At 64.4% G+C, this 19,098-nt stretch carries 18 protein-coding genes and 1 riboswitch; of the genes, 9 read left to right on the top strand and 9 right to left on the bottom strand.

What is annotated here, in order from left to right:
* Positions 1–150 precede the first annotated feature (150 nt).
* On the top strand, positions 151–1,362 hold the full coding sequence (locus ADIAG_RS07705; protein ID WP_007270780.1) for an FAD-dependent monooxygenase: 1,212 nt from the start codon (positions 151–153) through the stop codon (positions 1,360–1,362).
* Between the two features lie 31 nt (positions 1,363–1,393).
* On the opposite strand, the gene cls is transcribed toward ADIAG_RS07705, so the two are convergent.
* Complete coding sequence (gene cls / locus ADIAG_RS07700; RefSeq protein WP_007270779.1) at positions 1,394–2,884, bottom strand: cardiolipin synthase; 1,491 nt, start codon at positions 2,882–2,884, stop codon at positions 1,394–1,396.
* 101 nt (positions 2,885–2,985) lie between these two features.
* Between cls and ADIAG_RS07695 the strand changes: the two genes are divergently transcribed.
* The 4 genes from ADIAG_RS07695 to ADIAG_RS07680 all read left to right on the top strand — a co-directional run bounded on the left by ADIAG_RS07695 (position 2,986) and on the right by ADIAG_RS07680 (position 5,879).
* Positions 2,986–3,861: an aminodeoxychorismate lyase gene (locus ADIAG_RS07695; RefSeq protein WP_007270778.1), complete on the top strand. Its 876-nt coding sequence runs from the start codon at positions 2,986–2,988 to the stop codon at positions 3,859–3,861.
* A 67-nt stretch (positions 3,862–3,928) separates the two neighbouring features.
* On the top strand, positions 3,929–4,390 hold the full coding sequence (locus ADIAG_RS07690) for an NUDIX domain-containing protein (RefSeq protein ID WP_007270777.1): 462 nt from the start codon (positions 3,929–3,931) through the stop codon (positions 4,388–4,390).
* A gap of 89 nt (positions 4,391–4,479) precedes the next feature.
* Entirely contained in the window at positions 4,480–5,028 is a 549-nt protein-coding gene (locus ADIAG_RS07685; protein WP_043474073.1) for an ArsR/SmtB family transcription factor, read from the top strand.
* Positions 5,025–5,879 (top strand): M23 family metallopeptidase, encoded by an 855-nt coding sequence (locus ADIAG_RS07680; protein ID WP_007270775.1) that lies wholly within the window; start codon positions 5,025–5,027, stop codon positions 5,877–5,879. The genes ADIAG_RS07685 and ADIAG_RS07680 overlap by 4 nt, the downstream gene beginning before the upstream one ends.
* Before the next feature lie 27 nt (positions 5,880–5,906).
* On the opposite strand, the gene ADIAG_RS22500 is transcribed toward ADIAG_RS07680, so the two are convergent.
* Both ADIAG_RS22500 and ADIAG_RS07670 read right to left on the bottom strand, forming a co-directional pair.
* Entirely contained in the window at positions 5,907–8,279 is a 2,373-nt protein-coding gene (locus ADIAG_RS22500) for an ATP-binding cassette domain-containing protein (RefSeq protein ID WP_007270774.1), read from the bottom strand.
* A gap of 17 nt (positions 8,280–8,296) precedes the next feature.
* The gene (locus ADIAG_RS07670; protein ID WP_007270773.1) at positions 8,297–8,923 is read right to left on the bottom strand and encodes an ECF transporter S component; all 627 of its coding nucleotides are present in this window, start codon (positions 8,921–8,923) and stop codon (positions 8,297–8,299) included.
* A gap of 54 nt (positions 8,924–8,977) precedes the next feature.
* A riboswitch (TPP riboswitch) is annotated at positions 8,978–9,099 on the bottom strand.
* A gap of 84 nt (positions 9,100–9,183) precedes the next feature.
* Between ADIAG_RS07670 and ADIAG_RS07665 the strand changes: the two genes are divergently transcribed.
* A complete protein-coding gene (locus ADIAG_RS07665) occupies positions 9,184–9,432 on the top strand; it encodes a DUF4235 domain-containing protein (RefSeq protein WP_007270772.1) in 249 nt (82 codons plus the stop codon).
* A gap of 110 nt (positions 9,433–9,542) precedes the next feature.
* Here the strand turns inward: ADIAG_RS07665 and mnhG are convergent, their stop codons facing one another.
* From mnhG to ADIAG_RS07635, 6 genes are read right to left on the bottom strand one after another with little or no spacing between them, the layout of a single operon-like run.
* Entirely contained in the window at positions 9,543–9,944 is a 402-nt protein-coding gene (mnhG, locus tag ADIAG_RS07660; RefSeq protein WP_007270771.1) for a monovalent cation/H(+) antiporter subunit G, read from the bottom strand.
* Complete coding sequence (locus ADIAG_RS07655; RefSeq protein ID WP_007270770.1) at positions 9,944–10,207, bottom strand: monovalent cation/H+ antiporter complex subunit F; 264 nt, start codon at positions 10,205–10,207, stop codon at positions 9,944–9,946. Before ADIAG_RS07655 ends, mnhG begins: the two co-directional genes overlap by 1 nt.
* Positions 10,204–10,818 (bottom strand): Na+/H+ antiporter subunit E, encoded by a 615-nt coding sequence (locus tag ADIAG_RS07650; protein WP_007270769.1) that lies wholly within the window; start codon positions 10,816–10,818, stop codon positions 10,204–10,206. Before ADIAG_RS07650 ends, ADIAG_RS07655 begins: the two co-directional genes overlap by 4 nt.
* The gene (locus tag ADIAG_RS07645; RefSeq protein ID WP_007270768.1) at positions 10,815–12,443 is read right to left on the bottom strand and encodes a Na+/H+ antiporter subunit D; all 1,629 of its coding nucleotides are present in this window, start codon (positions 12,441–12,443) and stop codon (positions 10,815–10,817) included. Before ADIAG_RS07645 ends, ADIAG_RS07650 begins: the two co-directional genes overlap by 4 nt.
* The gene (locus ADIAG_RS07640) at positions 12,440–12,913 is read right to left on the bottom strand and encodes a Na(+)/H(+) antiporter subunit C (RefSeq protein WP_007270767.1); all 474 of its coding nucleotides are present in this window, start codon (positions 12,911–12,913) and stop codon (positions 12,440–12,442) included. The genes ADIAG_RS07645 and ADIAG_RS07640 overlap by 4 nt, the downstream gene beginning before the upstream one ends.
* Positions 12,910–15,897, bottom strand: coding sequence for a Na+/H+ antiporter subunit A (locus ADIAG_RS07635; protein ID WP_007270766.1), 2,988 nt, complete (start codon positions 15,895–15,897; stop codon positions 12,910–12,912). Before ADIAG_RS07635 ends, ADIAG_RS07640 begins: the two co-directional genes overlap by 4 nt.
* A gap of 247 nt (positions 15,898–16,144) precedes the next feature.
* On the opposite strand from ADIAG_RS07635, the gene ADIAG_RS07630 reads away from it, so the two are divergent.
* The 3 genes from ADIAG_RS07630 to ADIAG_RS07620 are packed head-to-tail and all read left to right on the top strand — an operon-like array spanning position 16,145 to position 19,068.
* On the top strand, positions 16,145–17,467 hold the full coding sequence (locus ADIAG_RS07630; protein ID WP_043474066.1) for an MFS transporter: 1,323 nt from the start codon (positions 16,145–16,147) through the stop codon (positions 17,465–17,467).
* A 51-nt stretch (positions 17,468–17,518) separates the two neighbouring features.
* Positions 17,519–18,553, top strand: coding sequence for a malate dehydrogenase (locus ADIAG_RS07625; protein WP_007270764.1), 1,035 nt, complete (start codon positions 17,519–17,521; stop codon positions 18,551–18,553).
* Positions 18,554–18,594: 41 nt separating this feature from the next.
* A complete protein-coding gene (locus ADIAG_RS07620; protein WP_007270763.1) occupies positions 18,595–19,068 on the top strand; it encodes a GNAT family N-acetyltransferase in 474 nt (157 codons plus the stop codon).
* Positions 19,069–19,098: the final 30 nt, after the last annotated feature.

The following is a 19,098-nucleotide window of genomic DNA, read 5'->3' as shown; positions in this document are numbered from 1 at the left end:
GAACGCGCCACGGTGGCTGGCGGAGTACCGAATCCCTCCGAGCGCCCCCTGGCCATGGCTGCCTCGACCCGCGAGCGCCTGCAGCGTTATCGTGGCAACTCCGGGGGCTAGGCACCGTCTGCCCGGGGTGACGGGAATCGAGTGAGACAGATGCGGGCGTTGATCATCGGCGCGGGGATCGCCGGGCTGGCCCCTGCCGGGGCGCTGGCGCGCGACGGCTGGGAGACCACGGTGTTGGAGCAGGCGCCGGGTCCGCGCACTGCCGGGTACATGATCGACTTCTTCGGCCCCGGTTTCACCGCGGCCCAGTCCCTGGGCGCCCTGAGCAACCTGCGGGAATACGGCCAGTTTTATACGCGGGCCCGCTATGTCGATGCGGCCGGGCGAACCCGGGCGCAACTGTCGATGGACTCGTTCCTGAATGCCGCCGGTGGCAAGTTCTTTTCCATCCTGCGTCCCGACATCGAACGCGGCCTGCGTGAATGGGTCGGTCACTCGACGGACATCGTGCAGGGCGCCAAGGTGGTGTCCCTGGACCCCGGCCGCTACCCGGATTCCGGTGCTCCTGCCCGTGTCACACTGCAGGATGGGCGCGAGTTTGGTGCCGAGTTGCTCATCGGTGCCGACGGGATCCATTCGACAGTTCGTTCCTGCCTGCCGGTTTCAGCCGGCGGCCGGCAGGGAACCGGCCCGGACCGATTCCTGCGCCATCTGGGCTTCCACGTCTTTGGCTACGTGTTTTCCGATGCGGCCCTGGCCGCACGGCTCGGAGCCGAGGTGCTGCTCACCGATTCCCTCACCCGGCAGGCAGGGCTCTATGCCCTGCCCGATGGGCGGGTGACCTTCTTCGGCATCGTCGCCTGCGATGATCCCGACCCCGACACGGCCATGCGCGAGGACCTGTTCGCCCGATTCCGCGGCCTTGGCCCGCTCGTCGACCAGGCCCTGGAACGGCGCCCGGCGGATATGTACGAGGATTTCGTGGCCCAATCGGTGGTGGGCCTCTGGCACCACGGGCGCAGCATCCTGCTGGGAGACGCTGCCTATGCTGTTTCTCCGCTGGCCGGCCAGGGCGCCTCGCTCGCAGTGGCAGGGGCCGAGTTGCTCACCCGGACGCTGCGCGAACGAGGTAACGACCTCTCCACGGCCTTCGCCGACTATGAGGCGGCATGGCGCCCGGTCGTCGAGGAGCAGCAAGCCGCAGGTCGGCGGAACGCGCGGTTCTTCGTCCCGCCGAACCGCACCTCGCTGCTGCTGCGGCGCGGGGCGTTGCAGCGGATGAATCTGCGGGGGCTCAATGCGTTCGTGGCCAGGCGTGCCTTCGGTTCGGTGCTGCCGACCAAGGGGCAGCGGGCCCGGTGATGCGGCAGAGGCGGTAGGACTGTCCGCGGTGTTATTGCAGCGTCGCCGAGAGCCGTGCGACGTTGTCGATCCACCGGCTCACCGGGGTGCGGGTGCTCCACTGTTCCAGGGTCAGCTCGGTGGAGTTCGCCCGGTAACCGTCCTGTACCTTCATTAGCTCGTTAACCAGGTCCGAGCCCAACAGCATCAGGGTGATCTCCAGGTTCAGCGAAAACGAGCGCATGTCCATGTTGGAGGAACCCATCACCACCACCTCGTCGTCCACCACCATGCATTTGGAGTGCAGCACCGCCGGCGCCTTGTAGCGGTAGATGCGTACCCCGGCGCGCAGCAGCGCCTCGTAATAGGACTGCTGAGCGTGCTGCACCAGGGCCTGGTCGCCCTTTTCACAGACGAACAGCTCCACGGCCACCCCGCGCTGGGCTGCGGTGGTGATGGCGTAAAGCAACGAATCATCCGGGACGAAATAGGGGCTGGTGATGGAGAGTCGTTCGGTCGCCGAATACATCAGTGTGTTGAACAGCCGCAGGTTGTTTTCCGCTTCGAAGCCGGGCCCGCTGGGCACCACCTGCCCGATATCCTCACCGACATCGGGTGCCTCGTTCATCGCCTCTTCGACCACGGCCAGGTCGTGGAGCAGGTCTCCATCGGATTCCTGGGACCAGTCGGTAGCAAAAACCACGTCCAGGCTGGTGACCAACGGGCCGTGGATCTTGACCATCAGCTCGACCCATTCCCTGCCGATCTTGTGGGCGGAGGCGCGCTTGTATCCGGGTTCAATGAGGTTCTGCGAACCGGTGAACGCCACCTGCCCGTCGACGACCACGATCTTGCGGTGGTTGCGTAGATCCGGGCGCCGCCAGCGACGTTGGAATGGGGCCAGCGGGAGCATCCGCCGCCATTTGATTCCGGCGTCGCTCATCCGCCGCACCAGCCCGAAATATCCTCGCACCCGCAGTGAACCCAGATGGTCAAAGAGCACCCGGACCTTGACCCCGCGCTGGACCGCACGTTCCAGGGCCTCGAGGATCGGGCCGACGTATTCTTCGTCCTCACCAATGATGTAGAACTGCACGTGAACGTAGTGTCGGGCCCTGTCGATTTCCCAGCGCATTTCATCGAGGGACTCGCTGTAGCCGGTGATGAATTCCACCGCGTTGCCGGCCTGCAGCGGCAGGGCGCCTAAGCTCCTGTTCAATTCCACGGCCGAGAGCACCCAATCCGGGGCATCGGGGGCCCATTTCTCCCCGCTGAGGTGCTGGGTGGCTTCAAGGATCGATGCGTTGACATTGCTCTGCCGTTCGATCCTGCGGCGCGATAGCTTGATGTTGGCAAACAGTAGATAGAGCAGCAGGCCCACCACGGGCAGGAAGAAGATCGCCAGCAGCCAAGCCATGGCGGTGGTCGGGCGGCGGTTGCCCGGGACGATCCCCACCATAGTGATGCGGATGGTGAGTTCCATGCCCACGGCAACGGACCACAAGGCGGCACCGATGGTCAGTGCCGTGTTGCCCTCATCCATGGATCCCTCCTTGCCAGAGTCCGTTTGCCTACTCCTTCCCCCAGAGTACCGTCAGGGTGGGAAACACCGGCGAAATGTGATGCTCCGGTAATCTGGTAGCTATGACTGCTCTCGTGTTTCTTGACCCGGATTTTCCCGCCGGCCGCATCTCAGATGCCGCCACAGCACAGCTTTCGGTCCTGGACCAGGGAGTGACCCGCGGTGACGGGATCTTCGAATCCGCGCTGTACACCCGCCAGGTCGTGAGAAAACTCGACGCTCATCTGGCCCGGCTGCGCGTCTCGGCCTCGGTCTGCGATTTGACGGTGCCCCACGAAGAAGCCTGGCGGGCGGCGATTGACACGGCAGTGGCCCAATTCGATGCCGCCGGCGGGGCCGAGGAAGCCGTGGTGAAGCTGGTGGCAACCCGCGGAACTGAGGGAACAAGTATTGGCACCTGCTGGGTCACCGTGTCCCCGGCGCCCGCGCTGGGCCGGGCGCAGCGCGAAACCGGGATCTCGGTGTTGCTGCTGGACCGCGGCTACGACTCGGGCATCGCCGAGCGGGCACCGTGGCTGCTGATGGGAGCCAAGACGCTGTCCTACGCGGTAAACATGGCGGCGTTGCGCCATGCCAAGAAGCAGGGCGCAGATGATGTCATCTTCGTGTCCAGCGACGGAATCGTGTTGGAGGGCCCCACCTCCACGGTGTTGTTGGCCCACCGCGACCGGGACATCAAGCGCCTGATCACCCCGACCTTGGAGACCGGCATCCTGCCTGGCACCACCCAGGGCGCTATTTTCACCGCCGCCAAGGCCGCCGGATGGGAACTGGGCTACGGTCCGCTGACACCCGAACACCTGCTGGACGCCGACGCGCTGTGGCTGGTTTCCAGCGTGCGGCTGCTGACTCCGGTCAATTCGGTTGATGGCACTCAGATCGCCCGCGATGCCCAGCTACACGCCGAGCTGACCGCCATGGTCGACGCGATCGCCTAACAGCAATGACTCAGCCGCTCCTGGGGGCGGCAGGATACCCGTGGTCATAAGGAAGCGAGGCGGCAGCATGCAAGCACTCTTTCAACTGGTACCGGCCGCCTATGTGGTCTTTCGCCGTGAAGGTCAGGTGCTGCTGCAATTGCGGCAGAACACCGGATTCATGGAGGGACATTGGGCCTGCGCCGCCGCCGGGCATGTGGAAGCCGGCGAATCCGTGCTCGCCGCTGCGGTGCGCGAGGCCGCCGAGGAGACCGGGCTCCACCTCGACCCACTGGACCTGCTCCCCCTGACCACCTTGCACCGCACCAATGGTGGGGATCAGGCGAAGTCCCAGCGCGTGGACTTCTTCTTTGCCGCGACCCGCTGGTCGGGCGAAGTCCGGATCATGGAGCCGGACAAGTGCGCGGCGATGCAGTGGTTCGACGTGGATCAGTTGCCCGATCCCATGCCAGAGCATGAGCGCTACGTGTTGCAGCACCTTGCCGGCGGATCCTTGCCGGCCATTGCCACCCTGGGTTTCGGGGACTGACGGGCCACGGCATCCGCGCCCGTTGAGCAAATAATTCCGATCCAACGGTCATGTTTGAACGTAAAAACGTTGTACCGTACTGTGGTCCCATGAGCGGAACCGAGCAACCAAGCGACCTTCACCAGGCCGTCCGGCAACTATCCGAACGGCTCACCGCCCTCGAGGAACGTTTCTCCCCCGGCACTGGCGAACGAATTCAGCAGGATAATCCGCACTCCAGTGACGCGTTTTGGGCCCTGGAGGGGTTGCGCGCACGGCTGGCCACACACCCTGCCACTGCGGACGGCGCCGTCATGCTGGTCGGATCGGTGGCCCTGCCTTCCGGAGCTCCGGTCCAGTGGCAACAGGCCGCAGGTTCAGCAGAGATGTTCGACACCGATTGGTCGGACCGGGCCGCATCCTTAGCCGCGTTGGGCCACCCGATCCGTCTTGAGCTGCTCCGCCACGTGCTGTGCGGAACCCACAGCACCGCCGAACTCGCCGCCCTGGAAACCTTGGGCACCACCGGCCAGTTGCACCACCACCTGCGCCAGCTGCTGTCCGGTGGTTGGCTCAAGCAGGGGGCGCGCGGCAGCTACGAAGTCCCCGCCGCGCGCATCGTTCCGCTGCTGGTCTGCCTGACGGCGGTCGAAACATGAGGGCGATCATCTTGGCGCTGTACCGGCTGCGCGTACCGCTCTTTGCTGTGTCCATCATCGCGATCTTTGCCGGCACTGTGCTGGGTCGGCTCCTATCCGACGGCCAACTGGCCTGGGCAGTGGGCCGCCTCCCGCCGGCGGGGCTGGCAGGCATGGTCGCCGGATACCTGCTGGCGCTTTTCGGCGCACGGTTGCTGGGCCCTCCGCCGGAACCAATCATTGTCGTTTCTCCGGTGGCAGGGCGTTGGCTGGGCATGAACAGCCCGGTGGACAAGGTCCCCAGCCACGGGGTGCGCGTCTACGGCCAAGCGCACGCCATCGATCTGGTCCACGAACCGATTGAGATCCCGCGGCCGGCCTTTGGCGGTGGCCCAGCGATGCGGCGCTGCTCGGATTACCCGGCCTTCGGGCAGCCGTTGCGTTCCATGGTGGCAGGGACCGTGGTGAAGGCCTCGGATTCTCAGCGTGATCACCGGGCACGGTCCAACAAATGGGCCCTGGTGTACCTGATGGCCGAGGGTGCCCTGCGCGAACTGTGCGGGCCGCGCTTCGTGGTGGGAAACCACATCATCGTCCGCACCGAGCAAGGACACTATGCACTGCTCGCCCACCTGAAACAAGGCTCCGCGTTAGTGCGTCGCGGGGACACCGTGGAAGCCGGAGAGGTCCTTGCCGCCTGCGGGAACACCGGCAACAGTTCCGAACCGCATGTGCACGCCCAATTGATGGATGGCCCCTCCCTCTGGACCGCGCAGGGAATCCCGATGGCCTTTGCCGACATATCGATCGGTGCGGAGCAGACCGTGCGCGACGGACTGCCGGGCAACGGAGAACATTTCACAGCTTCTTGATGCTGCGAGATGTTCTCCGCCTGTCCGCTATCCCCAGACCAGGTTCCAAGTGCCCAGGGCAACTGCCGCCCACGTGGCGGCGGTGCCCAAGAGCAGCCCCGCACCAACCACAACAAGATCCCGTCGGCCATAGACCGAGGCCCGCAACCAGGTCCTTTCCGTGGTCCCGAATCCTTTGGCTTCCATGGTCACCGCGAGCCGGGAGGCACGGCGGATCGCCTGAACCAGCAAGCCCAAGATCTGCCCCAGGTTCGCGCGCAGCCGTGCCGCGGCACTTCCGTGACTGCCCACGCCCCGAGCTCGGCGTGCCATCCCCAAGGTGGCCCATTCCTCGATCAGCAGGCCCAAGAGCCGCATGCCGGCCAGCGCTCCGAGCACAAAGCGGTGCGGAAGACGCGCCTTCTGGGCCAGCGCGTTGGCCAGATCGGTGGGATCGGTGGTGAACAGCACCAGCACCGCGGGGATTGCCACAGCGAAGGCTCTCATCCCGGTGGCCGCGCCCGCTGCAACGGAGCCCTGGGTGATAGTGAAGATTCCCAGATCCAACAGCACCGCCCCGGAGTCGATGCCAACCAATGCGGTGCCCCAGGCGCCAAAGAGTGCTGCCAACAGCAACGGCCAGGCCCGGGCCATAAAGCGCGGGATCGTGAGTCCTGCTAGGGGCAACGCCAGCAGGGTCACCAGTACCACCAGGGTGCTGCTGACCCAATCCATCGAGGCCACCAACGGGATCGTGGCCAGCGCCACGGCCGCGAGCTTGGCCAACGGGTTCACCTGCCCCAGAAAACTCGCCCCGCCACGAACATCGGCCTCCAACAATCCGGGGCTGTTTCTGTGCGGCTGCGCTCCGGAATGCGCCGGCGGGGTTTCCATCACAAATTCCTCAGCCCCCAGAGCACGGGCGAAGTCGGTGTCGTGGGTTACGGCGATGATCGCCGTGCCAGCTGCCAGTTCCTCGCGCAGCAGCAGTGCCAGCTCCCGCCAGGTGTTGGCATCTTGGCCAAAGGTGGGTTCGTCCAGGATCAGTATCTGTGGCTCGGCGGCCAGCACCGTCGCCACCGAGAGCCGCCGCTTTTCCCCGCCCGAGAGGGTGAAGGGATTGGCATCGGCCAAATGCCCCAACCGTAGCCGAGACATCAGCATCGCAACCCGTGCGTCGATCTGTTCTTCGGTGAACAGCGGATCCCGGGTGCCGGGGGCGAGTGCGTGCCTCGGCCCATAGGCGAGCTCCTCGGCGACCGTGTTGGTGACGAATTGGTGCTCGGGTTCCTGGAATACCGATCCGATGCGTCCCACCAGCTCGGCGGCACGCCAGCGGTAGGGACGTTTCTCAGACCCGGAGGCCAGGTCGCCCGTCGCGGCCACCGTGCCGGCGACCGGGGGCAGCAGCCCACCCAGGGTCAGGGCAAGCGTGGATTTTCCTGAGCCGTTGGCCCCGCGCACGCACCAGGCCTCGCCGGCGGCGATACGCAGATCCAGGCCGGTTGCCACCGCGGCGCCACCACGTGTGCGGGCCACGGAGAGTCCGTCCGCTTCCAACAATGTGGCCCCTGGGCCCGGTGCCGAGGCAAGGGGTCCGAGGTCCGGGGTGTATCCAGGGACCCAGACACCGGAGGCTATGAGCCGCTCGCGGACCGGTCCGGGAGCAAAGAGCTCCTCGGGGGTTCCCTCGCAGCTAATTCCCCCGCCCGGTTCCAGCACGATGACCCGGTCCACGTGCTCGGCCCAGGCGTCGAGCCGGTGTTCGACGATCAACAGGGTCGCCCCCGTGGCATCGAGTGCGGCAAGCACCGCGTCGCGGACTTCCAGCACCCCGGCGGGATCGAGGTTCGCGGTGGGTTCGTCCAACAGCACCAGTCCCGGGCCCATGGCCAGGATCCCGGCCAACGCCAGGCGTTGTTTCTGTCCGCCGGAGAGTGCCGAGGTTGGATGTTCCAGCGGGATGTGAAGACCCACGGCGTCGAGTGCCGCGATGACGCGTGCGGCGATCTGTTCCGGGGGCACCGAGAGGTTTTCGGCCCCGAAGGCCACATCGTCGCCGACCCTGGCCTGGACGACCTGGGTTTCGGGGTCTTGCTGCATGAGTCCGACCATGCCCCGGCCCCGGGATGCGGGGATGGAATCAAGCAGCAGCTCGCCCGTCGAATAGGTGTCGTCGTCTTCTTCCAGAACGCCGGCCAGCGCGTAGAGCAGCGTGGATTTCCCGGCGCCTGATGGCCCGGCCAGCAGCACTCGCTCCCCGGCCCGGATCTCCAGGTCCAGTCCCCACAATGCCGGGTCGGTGCGGTCCGCGTGCCGCCACCCCCAGTTCTTGGCGCTAACGGCCACGGCCTGGGCATGACGGTGCGGTGTTTCCGGGACACCGGACACCGCACCTAGTTCCTGGGTGGTCGCAGGCATGGTGCTACCTGTGCCCATCATCTGAGGATGGGTTCGGTTGCTGCCCTGCGGCTGGCCAGTGCGCCCAAGGCCCCAGTCTTGGCCAGTGCCCGGGTCCCCAGAAAGGACAGCAGCCCGGCAATGACGAGGCCCGAGATGGTCATGAAAACAACGTAAGCAAGCAGCATGCCCGGGGTGTAGGCGTGGTACCAACGGAAGATGTAGGCGTCGTTGATACCACCGAAGAGGCCGGCGCCGGCGCCGGCCAGCAGTGCCACCGGCAAGTTGAACTTGCGGTAGGCGAAGGCGGCGAAGACCAGTTCGGCGCCAAGTCCCTGGATGAGCCCGGAGGCCAGGACCGTCAACCCGAACTCCGAGCCCATGAGCGAGGAGACCATGGCGGCGACCAGCTCACAGAAAAGTGCTGCACCCGGTTTGCGGATAATCAGGGCGCCGAGCACCGCGGGGAACAGCCACATCCCTGCCAGCAGCGCCGAAGATGGCGGGAAAGCCAGGAACATGATGTCAAACAGGTGGTGGGCGCTGTTCCAGGCCCAGAAGATGACGCCCGAGGACACGGCGATGACTGCCGCAATGACGATGTCGACGATGCGCCAGGATGTTGTTGCCGTTTTGGGTACGGCGGGTTTCTTGGTGATGCTCATGGTGGTGATCCTCCTTGGATTCAAGGAGGGGAGGGAATGCAAGTAATTCGCTGCACCCCTGAGAACTCGACTTCCTTCGCCGGTACTAGCCGGGGCAGGTTCGAGGGTCTGCGGCTATCCGCACTCTCAGCGTCTTGGGACGAATTTCTTCGCCCGACGCTCCCCTGTCGTGATTGTTTCAGTGCTCTGATGCTACCTCACGCTATGCTGGGGCAGGTACAGTTGCCCGCAACATTTGGGAGTCCCCTTTGAACAGCTTGATGAAACTTATCGGCCCAGTTATTTCCATCGCCGCAGGATTCGTGGGTGGAAAGATCGTTGACAAGGCGTGGATCGGTTTCACCGGCCAGCAGCCTCCCAAGCGCGGAAACAAGGAGGCGCAGGCCGAGGCCAGCATGCGCCAGGCCATTGGTTTTGCCGTGCTTTCCGCTGTGACGGCCGCGTTGATCCAGGTGCTCACCGACCGTGGCACCCAGAAAGCGATCGCGAAGTTCTCCAACAAATCCTGACCAACAAAGCATCGTACCGGGGGGCGTGCACAGCCATGACTGTGCACGCCCCCCCGGTACGTTATTTTGGGTGAGTTACTCTTTGGGGCAGCGGCGGTAGGACCGGCTACTTAGTCGATGAAGTCGGTGCGGTGTTGCTTCTTGCCGTGTTCGCGTTCTTCACGTGCCTCGGCTGCGGCGACGACCGCTGCCAATTCGTCGACGATCAGCGTCTCGCGTTTCAGGTGTCGGGTCCGGTAGCCGGCACGGCCCACCATATGTGCCGAAACCGGCGCGGTGAGCAGCTGCAGTCCCCAGGCCATGACCAGGATCGGCACCACGGCCCATGAGCGCAATTCGATGCCCAGCGCCGCCAACAGCAGGAAGAGGCCCAGTACTTGCGGTTTGGTTGCCGCGTGCAGGCGTGAGAGCAGGTCGGGGAAGCGAAGCATGCCGATCCCGGCGGCCAGGGACAACAGCGAACCAATGATCATGAAGGTCCCGGCAACAATGTCCAGGATGGTATCGAGCATCAGGCGTTTCTCCGATCGGTGACAAAGCGGGAAACGGTGACGGATCCGACAAACCCGACCAGACATGCCAGCAACACAAAGATCAGGTTGTCGGTGTGTTTGTTCATGGTCATTTCAATGCACAGCGCCCCGGAGATGATTAGTAGCAGGACGTCCATGGCGATGACACGCTCCAAGATGGAGGGTCCCTTGGCCAGCCGGACGAGCGTCAGGCAACTGGCGATCGATAGCGTGATCCCGCAGATCCACAAGACAATGGTCATGATTGTTTTCCGTGTTCCTTGCTTGAGGCCAACTTTTCTTCCTTGAGAATTGCCATTTCCTCAGTGGTGCCCATCATGCGGATCAGTCGTTCCTCGATCATCATGACCGAGGCCCTGGCCTTTTCCACCTCGGTCTGGTCCTTGACGTTGAGCACATGGAGGTAGAGGGTCGAGGACCTGCGGTCCACTTCTACCACGTAGGAGCCTGGCACCAGGGTCAGCACGTGGCCGACGAAGGTGACCAAGAGATCCGATTCGCTGCGCAGCGAGACGGCGATGATGGCACTTTTGGTCTTGGGTCCACGGAAGATCGCCAGGTAGACGACTTCGACACTGGCCAGCACCACGTCCCGCATGAACGCCGAGCCGAAGACCACGGCCCTCCAGATGTTGAATCTTCCCGAGAGGATGATTGGCGGCAACCTGAAGACCTTGACCAGTACCAAGGCGATCAGCAGGCCAAAGACTAGGTTGCCGATGGTGAAGTCCTGCCACAGGGCTCCCCAGACCACCACCATCCAGCCGAGCAGCGGAAGTTCCTGGCGCAGCGTGGCGCGGTAGGGCTTCCCGCTCTCGTCCTTGGCATCTTTCAGACGTTGTTGCGCGCTCATCGTGTGTGCCCCTCACTCGTGCCCAGGACGGCTTCGATGTAGTTGCTCTGGTCCATGAGCTCGCCGGCGACCTGATCGCTGAATTCGAACAGCGGGCCGGCGAACACCGTCAGTGCCACGCCCACCAGCACCAGGGCCGCGGTCATGGCCAGCATGCCCTTGGGCAGCAGTGCCGTGTTCCCACGGTCGGAATAGCGGCTGGCCGGTTCGTCGGCCACGATGTCGTAGGTTCCTCCGCCGGTTCCGTTGGCGCCGACCAGCAACAGCGGGTCGGGATCCACCGCGTCCTCGGCCTTGCGCCAAAACGCTCTGTTCCAGACACGCGCGACGGTCAGCAGGGTCAACAGCGAGGTTAGCAGGGAGACAGCAACCAGCGTCCAGGCCAACGGCCCACCCATTTCGGCGCCGCCCTGCACGAGTCCCAGCTTGCCCAGGAACCCGGAGAACGGCGGGATGCCGCCCAAGTTCATGGCTGGGATAAAGAAGAGCAGGGACAACAGCGGCGAGAGTTTCGCCAACGATCCCAGTCTGTCGATGTTCGAGGTCCCGGCCCGGCGTTCGATGAGCCCGGCAACCAGGAATAGCGAGGTCTGCACCACGATGTGGTGTGCGACGTAATAGATGGTGGCGCCGAGCCCCAGCTGGTTTCCCACGGCCACGCCGAAAATCAAGAACCCGATGTGGCTGGTAAGGGTGAAGGAAAGCATGCGCTTGATGTCGGTCTGTGCCACGGCACCCAGGATTCCGACCAGCATGGTCAGCCCGGCAAGGACCATCAAGGGGGCGGAAAGTTGATTCCCGGGGAAGAGCAGGGTCTCGGTGCGGATGATCGCGTAGACGCCCACCTTGGTCAGCAACCCGGCGAACACCGCGGTGACGGGGGCTGGGGCCGTGGGGTAGGAGTCCGGAAGCCAGAAGGACAGCGGGAAAACCGCGGCCTTGATCCCGAAGGCGACCAATAGCATCACATGCAGCACCGTTTGGGTGCCCGGGGAAATATCGGGCAGCTTCGCGGCCAGATCGGCCATGTTCACGGTGCCCACTGCCGCATAGATCATGCCGATGGCGATCAGGAACAACAACGAGGACGCCACCGAGACCACCACGTAGGTCGTTCCGGCACGGATCCGTGCGGTGGTGCCGCCCAAGGTGAGCAGCACATAAGAGGCGGTGAGTAGGATTTCGAAGCCCACATAGAGGTTGAAGAGGTCACCGGCCAAGAACGCGTTGGACACCCCCGCCACCAGGATCAGGTAGGCAGGGTGGAAGACGGAGACCGGCCCGTCCTCGTCCCCATCCGCCATGCCCTGACTGGTTGCGTAGAGCAGCACGGCCAGCGAGACGATCGAGGAGACCACCAGCATGAAGGCGGAGAATCCGTCCACGACCATGGAGATGCCAAAGGGCGGTGCCCAACCCCCGAGCGTGACCGAGTAGGTCCCGCCGCCCCAGACCATGGCCAGCATCCAGGCCTCGAGGCACAGGGTGATGATCAGGATGCTGATGGTGACAGTTGCTTGAGTGCGACGCTTGCGGCGCAGGATGAAGGCCAGCGCGGCACCGAAGATCGGCAGCGCCACCGCGAGCGGAGCAAATGAGACGGCAGTCAGTGGTGCATCGATCATGCGCGTGGCCCCTTCCCCTTGGGCTTCTTGACCGGGACCAGATCCAGGTCCACGTCCCCGTCGAATTCGGTGGTATCTTCCGGCACCGGGGAGTCTTCCTCGAAGTCGAAGGTCGATTGTTGCGAAACACGCAGATCCTCGAGGTCATCTGTGACCACGTCGGCCCGGGAGATCACCCAGGAGCGGTAGATCATGGCGAGCATGAAGGCGGTGACGGCGAAGGTAATCACGATGGCCGTCAGAATCAGTGCCTGCGGCAGCGGGTCGGTGTAGTCCTCGGCCGCCAGCGACTCCTCGTAGAGCGGTGCTTGGCCTCGGCGTCCGCCGGCGCTGAGCAGCAGCAGGTTCACTCCGTTGCCCAGTACCACGATGCCCAGCAGGACCCGGGTGAGGGAGCGTTCAAGCAGCAGGTAGAAACCCACGGCAAAGAGCACTCCCATGACAATGAGCAAGGTGATATTTGTACTCATCGTCCAACTCCCGTATCAGCGCCGGTAACCAAGTCATGCATGTCGGTGGGGCTGCGGCCCTCGGAACGTTCATCGATTTCCGATCCCAGGGAACGCAACACGTCGATGACCAGGCCCACGACGACCAGGTAGACCCCGATGTCGAAGACCGTCGAGGTCACGAACTTATGTTCCCCGAAGACCGGGAGCGTGAATTCGATGGCCGCCGAGGCGAACATCTGCGCACCGAAGAGCAGCGGTGCCGCAGCACTCAGAGCGGCCAGCCCCAGCCCGGCGCCCATCAGGGTGCCGGGGCTTACCGGGGTGGCCTCGGCAAGCTCCACCCGGCCACCGGCCAGGTAGCGGATGGTCAGGGCCAGCCCGGCCAGCAGTCCGCCGGCGAACCCGCCGCCGGGGGTATTGTGCCCGGCCAGCAGCAGGTACACGGAAGATAGCAAAATCGTGTGGAATAGCAGCCGGGTGACCACCTCAAAGGTGATCGAGCGGCGTTCCGGGGCCAGCGTATGCCCGGCTACCAACCAGGAATCGCTCTTGGACAGCGCAAAGGTCCGGGCCATGGCCAGGCCGGCGCGGCTCTTGCCGTTGATGCCGATGGCTTCGGACCCGTGGTCAACGGATCCACGCGGCACCTCGGAGGCGCGCAGGCGGGTGTCACCGCGTCCACGCACAAAGATCAGCGAGGCCACACCGGTGGCGGCAGCGGCCAACACGGTGATCTCCCCGAAGGTGTCCCAGGCACGCATGTCCACCAGGGTCACGTTGACGATGTTCTTGCCCGCACCACCAACATAGGCCAGTTCCGGGTAGGCCAGTGAAATCGGTTCCGCCACCCTCGAGGCCATGGCCGTCGCGGCGATCAAGACCATGGCCGCACCGAATCCGATGCCGATCAGGGCGCGGCCCAGGCGGTGCCCGGTGGGGTTCTTGGCCCACAGTTCCACCGGCAGGGCCCGCAGGGCCAGCACGAAGGCCACCAGCACGATCGTTTCGACCAGCAGCTGGGTGACGGCGAGGTCCGGGGCGCCTTGCAGCGCGAAAATCGCGGCCATGCCGTATCCGGTGACCGAGACCATCAAGACGGCCAGGAAGCGTCGATTGGCCTGGACGGCACCGACGGCGCCGAGAATCATGATCAGGCCGATGACCAGCTGGGCCGGGTGGTCGTAGGCGATGAAGTTCCCCGGGATCGGGGTGTCCAGCCACAGCATGGCCACGACGGGCACCACCAGGGCGACAATCATGATGACGATCAGGTAGAAGGAAAGCGAACCACGCTGCGTGCGACCGGTGAGCCAGATCGCCAGGTTGTCGAGTCCGCCGACCATGTGCTTGTAGTCGCGCTCCGCATCGAATACCGCCGGAACCTTGGACTGGAAGACAAAAACCTTTTCACGGGCCAAGAAAATCGCTGCACCCAGGGCCATGGTCAAGATGCTCAGGCCCAGCGCCGGGCTGAGCCCGTGCCAGAGCCCCAAGTGGATCGGTGTCTGCGCCGCGGGCAGGAGCCCGACGAAGGGTGCGATGAGATCCTCAAGCACGTGCGGAATCCAGGCGAACACCACGGTGGCGGCGCTGAGCACCAACAGCGGGGTGAGGAAAAGCAACGGGACCCGGGGGAAGGCCGTCTTTTTCAAACCGGTCTTGTTGGCGAAGCCGCCCCACAGGAACCGTGCCGAGTAGGCGAAGGTCAGCACCGCTCCGGCGACCACGCCGATCAACAGGAACACGCCCACGGCGCCGTTGTCTGCAGCATTTTCCAGGAGCGCTTCGTAGACCGATTCCTTGGCTACGAATCCGAACAGCGGAGGTACCCCGGCCATCGAGGCCACCGCGATGGCTGAGATGACAAAGAGCAGGGGGGCGGATTTGTACAGGCCAGAGAGCTGGTGCAGGTCACGGGTGCCGGATTTGTGGTCAATGATGCCGACCACCAGGAACAGGGTCGCCTTGAAGAATCCGTGAGCCAGCATCATGGCCAGGGCCGCCAAGGTGGCGTTGGGTGTGCCCACGCCCAGAACCAGGATCATGAAGCCCAGTTGCGAGACGGTGCCGTAGGCCAATAGCAGCTTGAGGTCGTGTTGCTTCAGGGCCCGCCAGCCGCCGATCAGCATGGTGGCTAGGCCCAGCCAGAGCAGCATCGGCTGCCAGAATGCGGTTTCGTTGAAACCCGGGGAGAGCCGAGCAATCAGGTAGACGCCGGCCTTCACCATTGCCGCCGCGTGCAGGTAGGCCGAGACCGGGGTCGGTGCCGCCATAGCGCCGGGAAGCCAGAAGTGGAAGGGGACCAGCGCGGACTTGGAGATCGCCCCGATCAGCAGCAGGGCGATGGCTACGTCGATGTAGGTGCCCAGTGCCGAAAGTTCGGGCGCCATGGCCATGATCTCGGAGATCCGGTAGGTGCCAGCGGCGGTGCCCAGCATGATGATGCCGGCCAGCATCGTCAGGCCGCCGAAGGTCGTGACGATCAGGGCTGTCAGGGCCGAGCGCCGCGCGCTCATACGGGTGCGGTTGAACCCGATGAGCAGGAAGGACAAGATGGTGGTGAGCTCCCAGAAAATGAAGAGCAAGATCATGTCGTCGGCGGTGACCAGGCCGAACATGGAGGCGGCGAAGGCCAGAAGCTGGGCGCCGAAGGCACCGGTGTGTGGATCCTCATTTTTGAAGTAACGCGCACAATAAAACAGCACCAGGGCACCGACGCCGAGCACCAGCAGGCACAGCACCGCAGAGAGTGCGTCCATCCGAAAATCGAGATGTACGTTCAGCGGACCGATCCAGCTGTACAGCTCTGACGGAGGCGCATTGGGCCCACCCGCTGATGCCGCTTGGTCGGCCTGGGTGAACGACGAAAAATTAGCCAAGAGCCAGACGAAGGCCAAAGCCGGAACTGCCGACAACACGTAAAACGTTGAACGGCCGAGCAATCGAAAAATGAAAGGCGCAATTCCGGCAACGGCAAAAAGCGCAATCAGGACAAGGAGCACACACATCTCCTATGGTCGAGAGGGCCAGTACTCTGGCAACAAAATCGGTCGGAATGCAACCTTTATACTAACAGCCGTCGCCGCGTGATCCCGCGAATGGCACGGAATTAAGCCGAAGAAATCTACCGGAATAATTTGTGTTTGCCGGTTGTTGATAATGGGTTTAAGTCACAGCAGATCGTCGACGTGCGCCAGACTTTTCCCGCGCTTGCCCCGTAAGTTCGTTCTGGCCAGCTACGATGCACCCATGAGCGAGTATCCAGCGGCACCCGCGGCCTCGGCCGACCGGTCGAAGATCATCACCAAACCCGTATTGTCTTGGGCCTTCTGGGACTGGGGTTCGGCGGCCATCAACGCCGTGATGACAACCTTCGTTTTCACGGTCTACCTGACCAGTGGCCTCTTCGGCGATACCGATGCCAACTCCGTGGTGCTGGGCAACGGGCTGGCCATCGCCGGGTTGGCCATTGCGCTGTTGGCACCGGTTGCGGGCCTGCGCTCGGATGCCGGCGGACGCCGACGCTTCTGGTTGGGCGTGAACACCGTGATTGTGGCCGTGCTGACGGCAGCGTGCTTCTTCGTTTACCCCGAGCCGCGCTTCTTGGTCCTGGGCGTGACCCTGATCGCGCTTGCCTCGGTCTTCTCGGAGTTTGCGACGGTGAACTACAACGCGATGCTGCCGCAGATTTCCACTCCGGCCACCATCGGCAAGGTGTCGGGATTCGGTTGGGGCATGGGTTACCTCGGTGGCATCATGGCCCTGGCCATCGTGCTGTTCACCCTGGTCACCCCGATTTTCCCCTGGGCAGGGGCCTCGGAAACTAACTCGTTGAACCTGCGACTGGTCGCGGTGTTCTCGGCCGTGTGGTTCATGGGCTTCGCTTTGCCGGTGCTCTTCGCGGTGCCGGAAATCCCCGGAGACAAAGGCGGTCCACGCTTCACCCTCCTGCAGTCCTACGCCGAATTGGGGCGCCGGGTCCGCGCGCTGTTCCGCACCGACCGGCACACCGTCTACTTCCTGCTGGCCAGCGCCATCTTCCGCGACGGCCTGGGCGCCGTGTTTACCTTCGGCGGGATCATTGCAGCGGGCACCTTCGGGTTCCCACTGACCAAGGTCATCATCTTCGCCATCGTCGGCAACGTGGTGGCCGCAGCAGGTGCCATGATCGGCGGGTGGCTCGATGATACGATCGGCCCCAAACGGGTCATCGTCTTTTCCCTGATCGGCTTGCTCATCTCGGGCATGGGAGTGTTCTTCTCCCCCGGGGCCGGCGGCTTCTGGGTCTTCGGCTTGATGCTCTGCCTGTTCGTCGGTCCCGCGCAGTCCTCTAGCCGCGCTTACCTGGCCCGGTTGACCCCGGCCGGGCAGGAAGGCGAACTCTTCGGCCTCTACGCCACCACCGGTCGCGCCGTCAATTCCCTGGCTCCCGCTCTCTTTGCCGCCGCCATCGCCCTGGCCACCCCGCATGTGGCCCAAGCCCAGCGCTACGGGATCCTGGGCATCATGGTGGTCCTGTTGCTCGGGCTGCTGCTGTTGCTACCGGTACGGCCCCCACGCAGCGACGGCTAGGTCAGCCGCCGAATCGTGGCTTTTGACCGGCATTGGTGATTGCATGAACCCATGGGCACACAAACACCAGTCACCGTCACAGTCACCGGCGCCGGAGGACAGATCGGCTATGCGTTGTTGTTCCGCATTGCCTCCGGGGCCATGTTCGGGGTGCACCGTCCGGTGCGGCTGAAGCTGCTGGAAATCCCTACCGGGCTCAAATCCGCCGAGGGCGCCGCCATGGAGCTGCAAGACTGTGCCTTTGGCGCACTTCAATCCGTGGAGGTCACCGACGATGCGGCCCAAGGATTCGACGGCACGAACCTCGCACTTTTGGTCGGGGCCAGACCCCGAGGCCCGGGCATGGAACGGGCCGACCTGCTCACCGCCAACGGGGCGATCTTTGGCCCGCAGGGCCAGGCCATCAACGAGGGGGCAGCCGATGATGTGCGGGTGCTGGTGGTGGGAAACCCGGCGAACACCAATGCGCTAATCGCCTCGGCCCATGCTCCGGATGTCCCCGCCGAGCGGTTCACGGCCATGACCCGACTGGACCATAACCGGGCGTTGGCCCAGCTGTCCCTCACCCTGGGGGTACCTGCCGCGGCGATCGATTCCGTCATCATCTGGGGCAACCACTCCGCCTCCCAGGTCCCCGATATTTCCCACGCCATGATCACCGCCGCCGACGGCAGCCGACGCCGGGTCACCGAGGCCCTGGCCGAAGCCCTCGGTGGCAGCGCAAAAATGGAAATTTGGCTCGCCGAGACCTTCATTCCGAAGGTGGCCAAGCGCGGCGCGGAGATCATCGAGGTCAGGGGTTCATCCTCGGCGGCCTCGGCGGCGGCTGCAGCCATCGACCACGTCCACGACTGGTTCTTGGGAACCGGTGTCGGTTGGACTTCCGCCGCGGTGGTGTCCGACGGCTCCTATTCGGTACCCCGGGGCCTGGTTTCCTCTTTCCCGGTTGAGGGCCTGGACGGTTCCTGGGTTATCCGGCAGGGACTGGAGATGGCGCCGGCTATCCGGAGTCGGCTGGAGGCCTCGGTCAAGGAACTCCAGGAGGAACGCGAGATAGTCACCTCCCTCGGCTTGCTCAAGCGGTGAGCACCGAACCCGAGAGCCGAACGCCGGAGCCTTCTGTCCTGATGATGCTCGATGGCAGTGCGGTGGTGGTGCGCCATGCACTGTCTACGGATCTTCCGGCGATGGTGGCCCTGCTGGCGAACGACAGGCTCGGCGCCCTGCGCGAGATGCCCACCCCGGCGGGCATGGGGTCCTATTTGGCCGCCTTCGAGTCCATCGACAAGGACCCGGCGCACCAATTATTGGTGTGCGAACATGCCGGGGAAGTCGTTGCCATGGCCCAGCTGTCCTTCATTCCCGGGCTGTCGCGCGGTGGTTCGTGGCGCGCCCAGATCGAGGCCGTGCGTACCCGAGCGGACTACCGCGGGCGCGGGCTCGGGCGGGAGTTCATCTGGTGGGCCATCGGCCAAGCGCGCACCCGGGGCTGCTCATTGGTGCAGCTGACTACCGACAAGTCTCGTACCGAGGCACACCGCTTCTACGCGCAGTTCGGTTTCACTGCCAGCCACGAGGGCCTGAAGCTGCCGCTCGACTGAGCGTTCCCAGGAACCGGGAGCGTGTGGATA

Origin of the sequence: Paeniglutamicibacter gangotriensis Lz1y, from assembly GCF_000348945.1 — a bacterium.
GTDB lineage: Bacteria > Actinomycetota > Actinomycetes > Actinomycetales > Micrococcaceae > Paeniglutamicibacter > Paeniglutamicibacter gangotriensis.
This window is presented reverse-complemented; position numbering and strand designations above follow the sequence as displayed.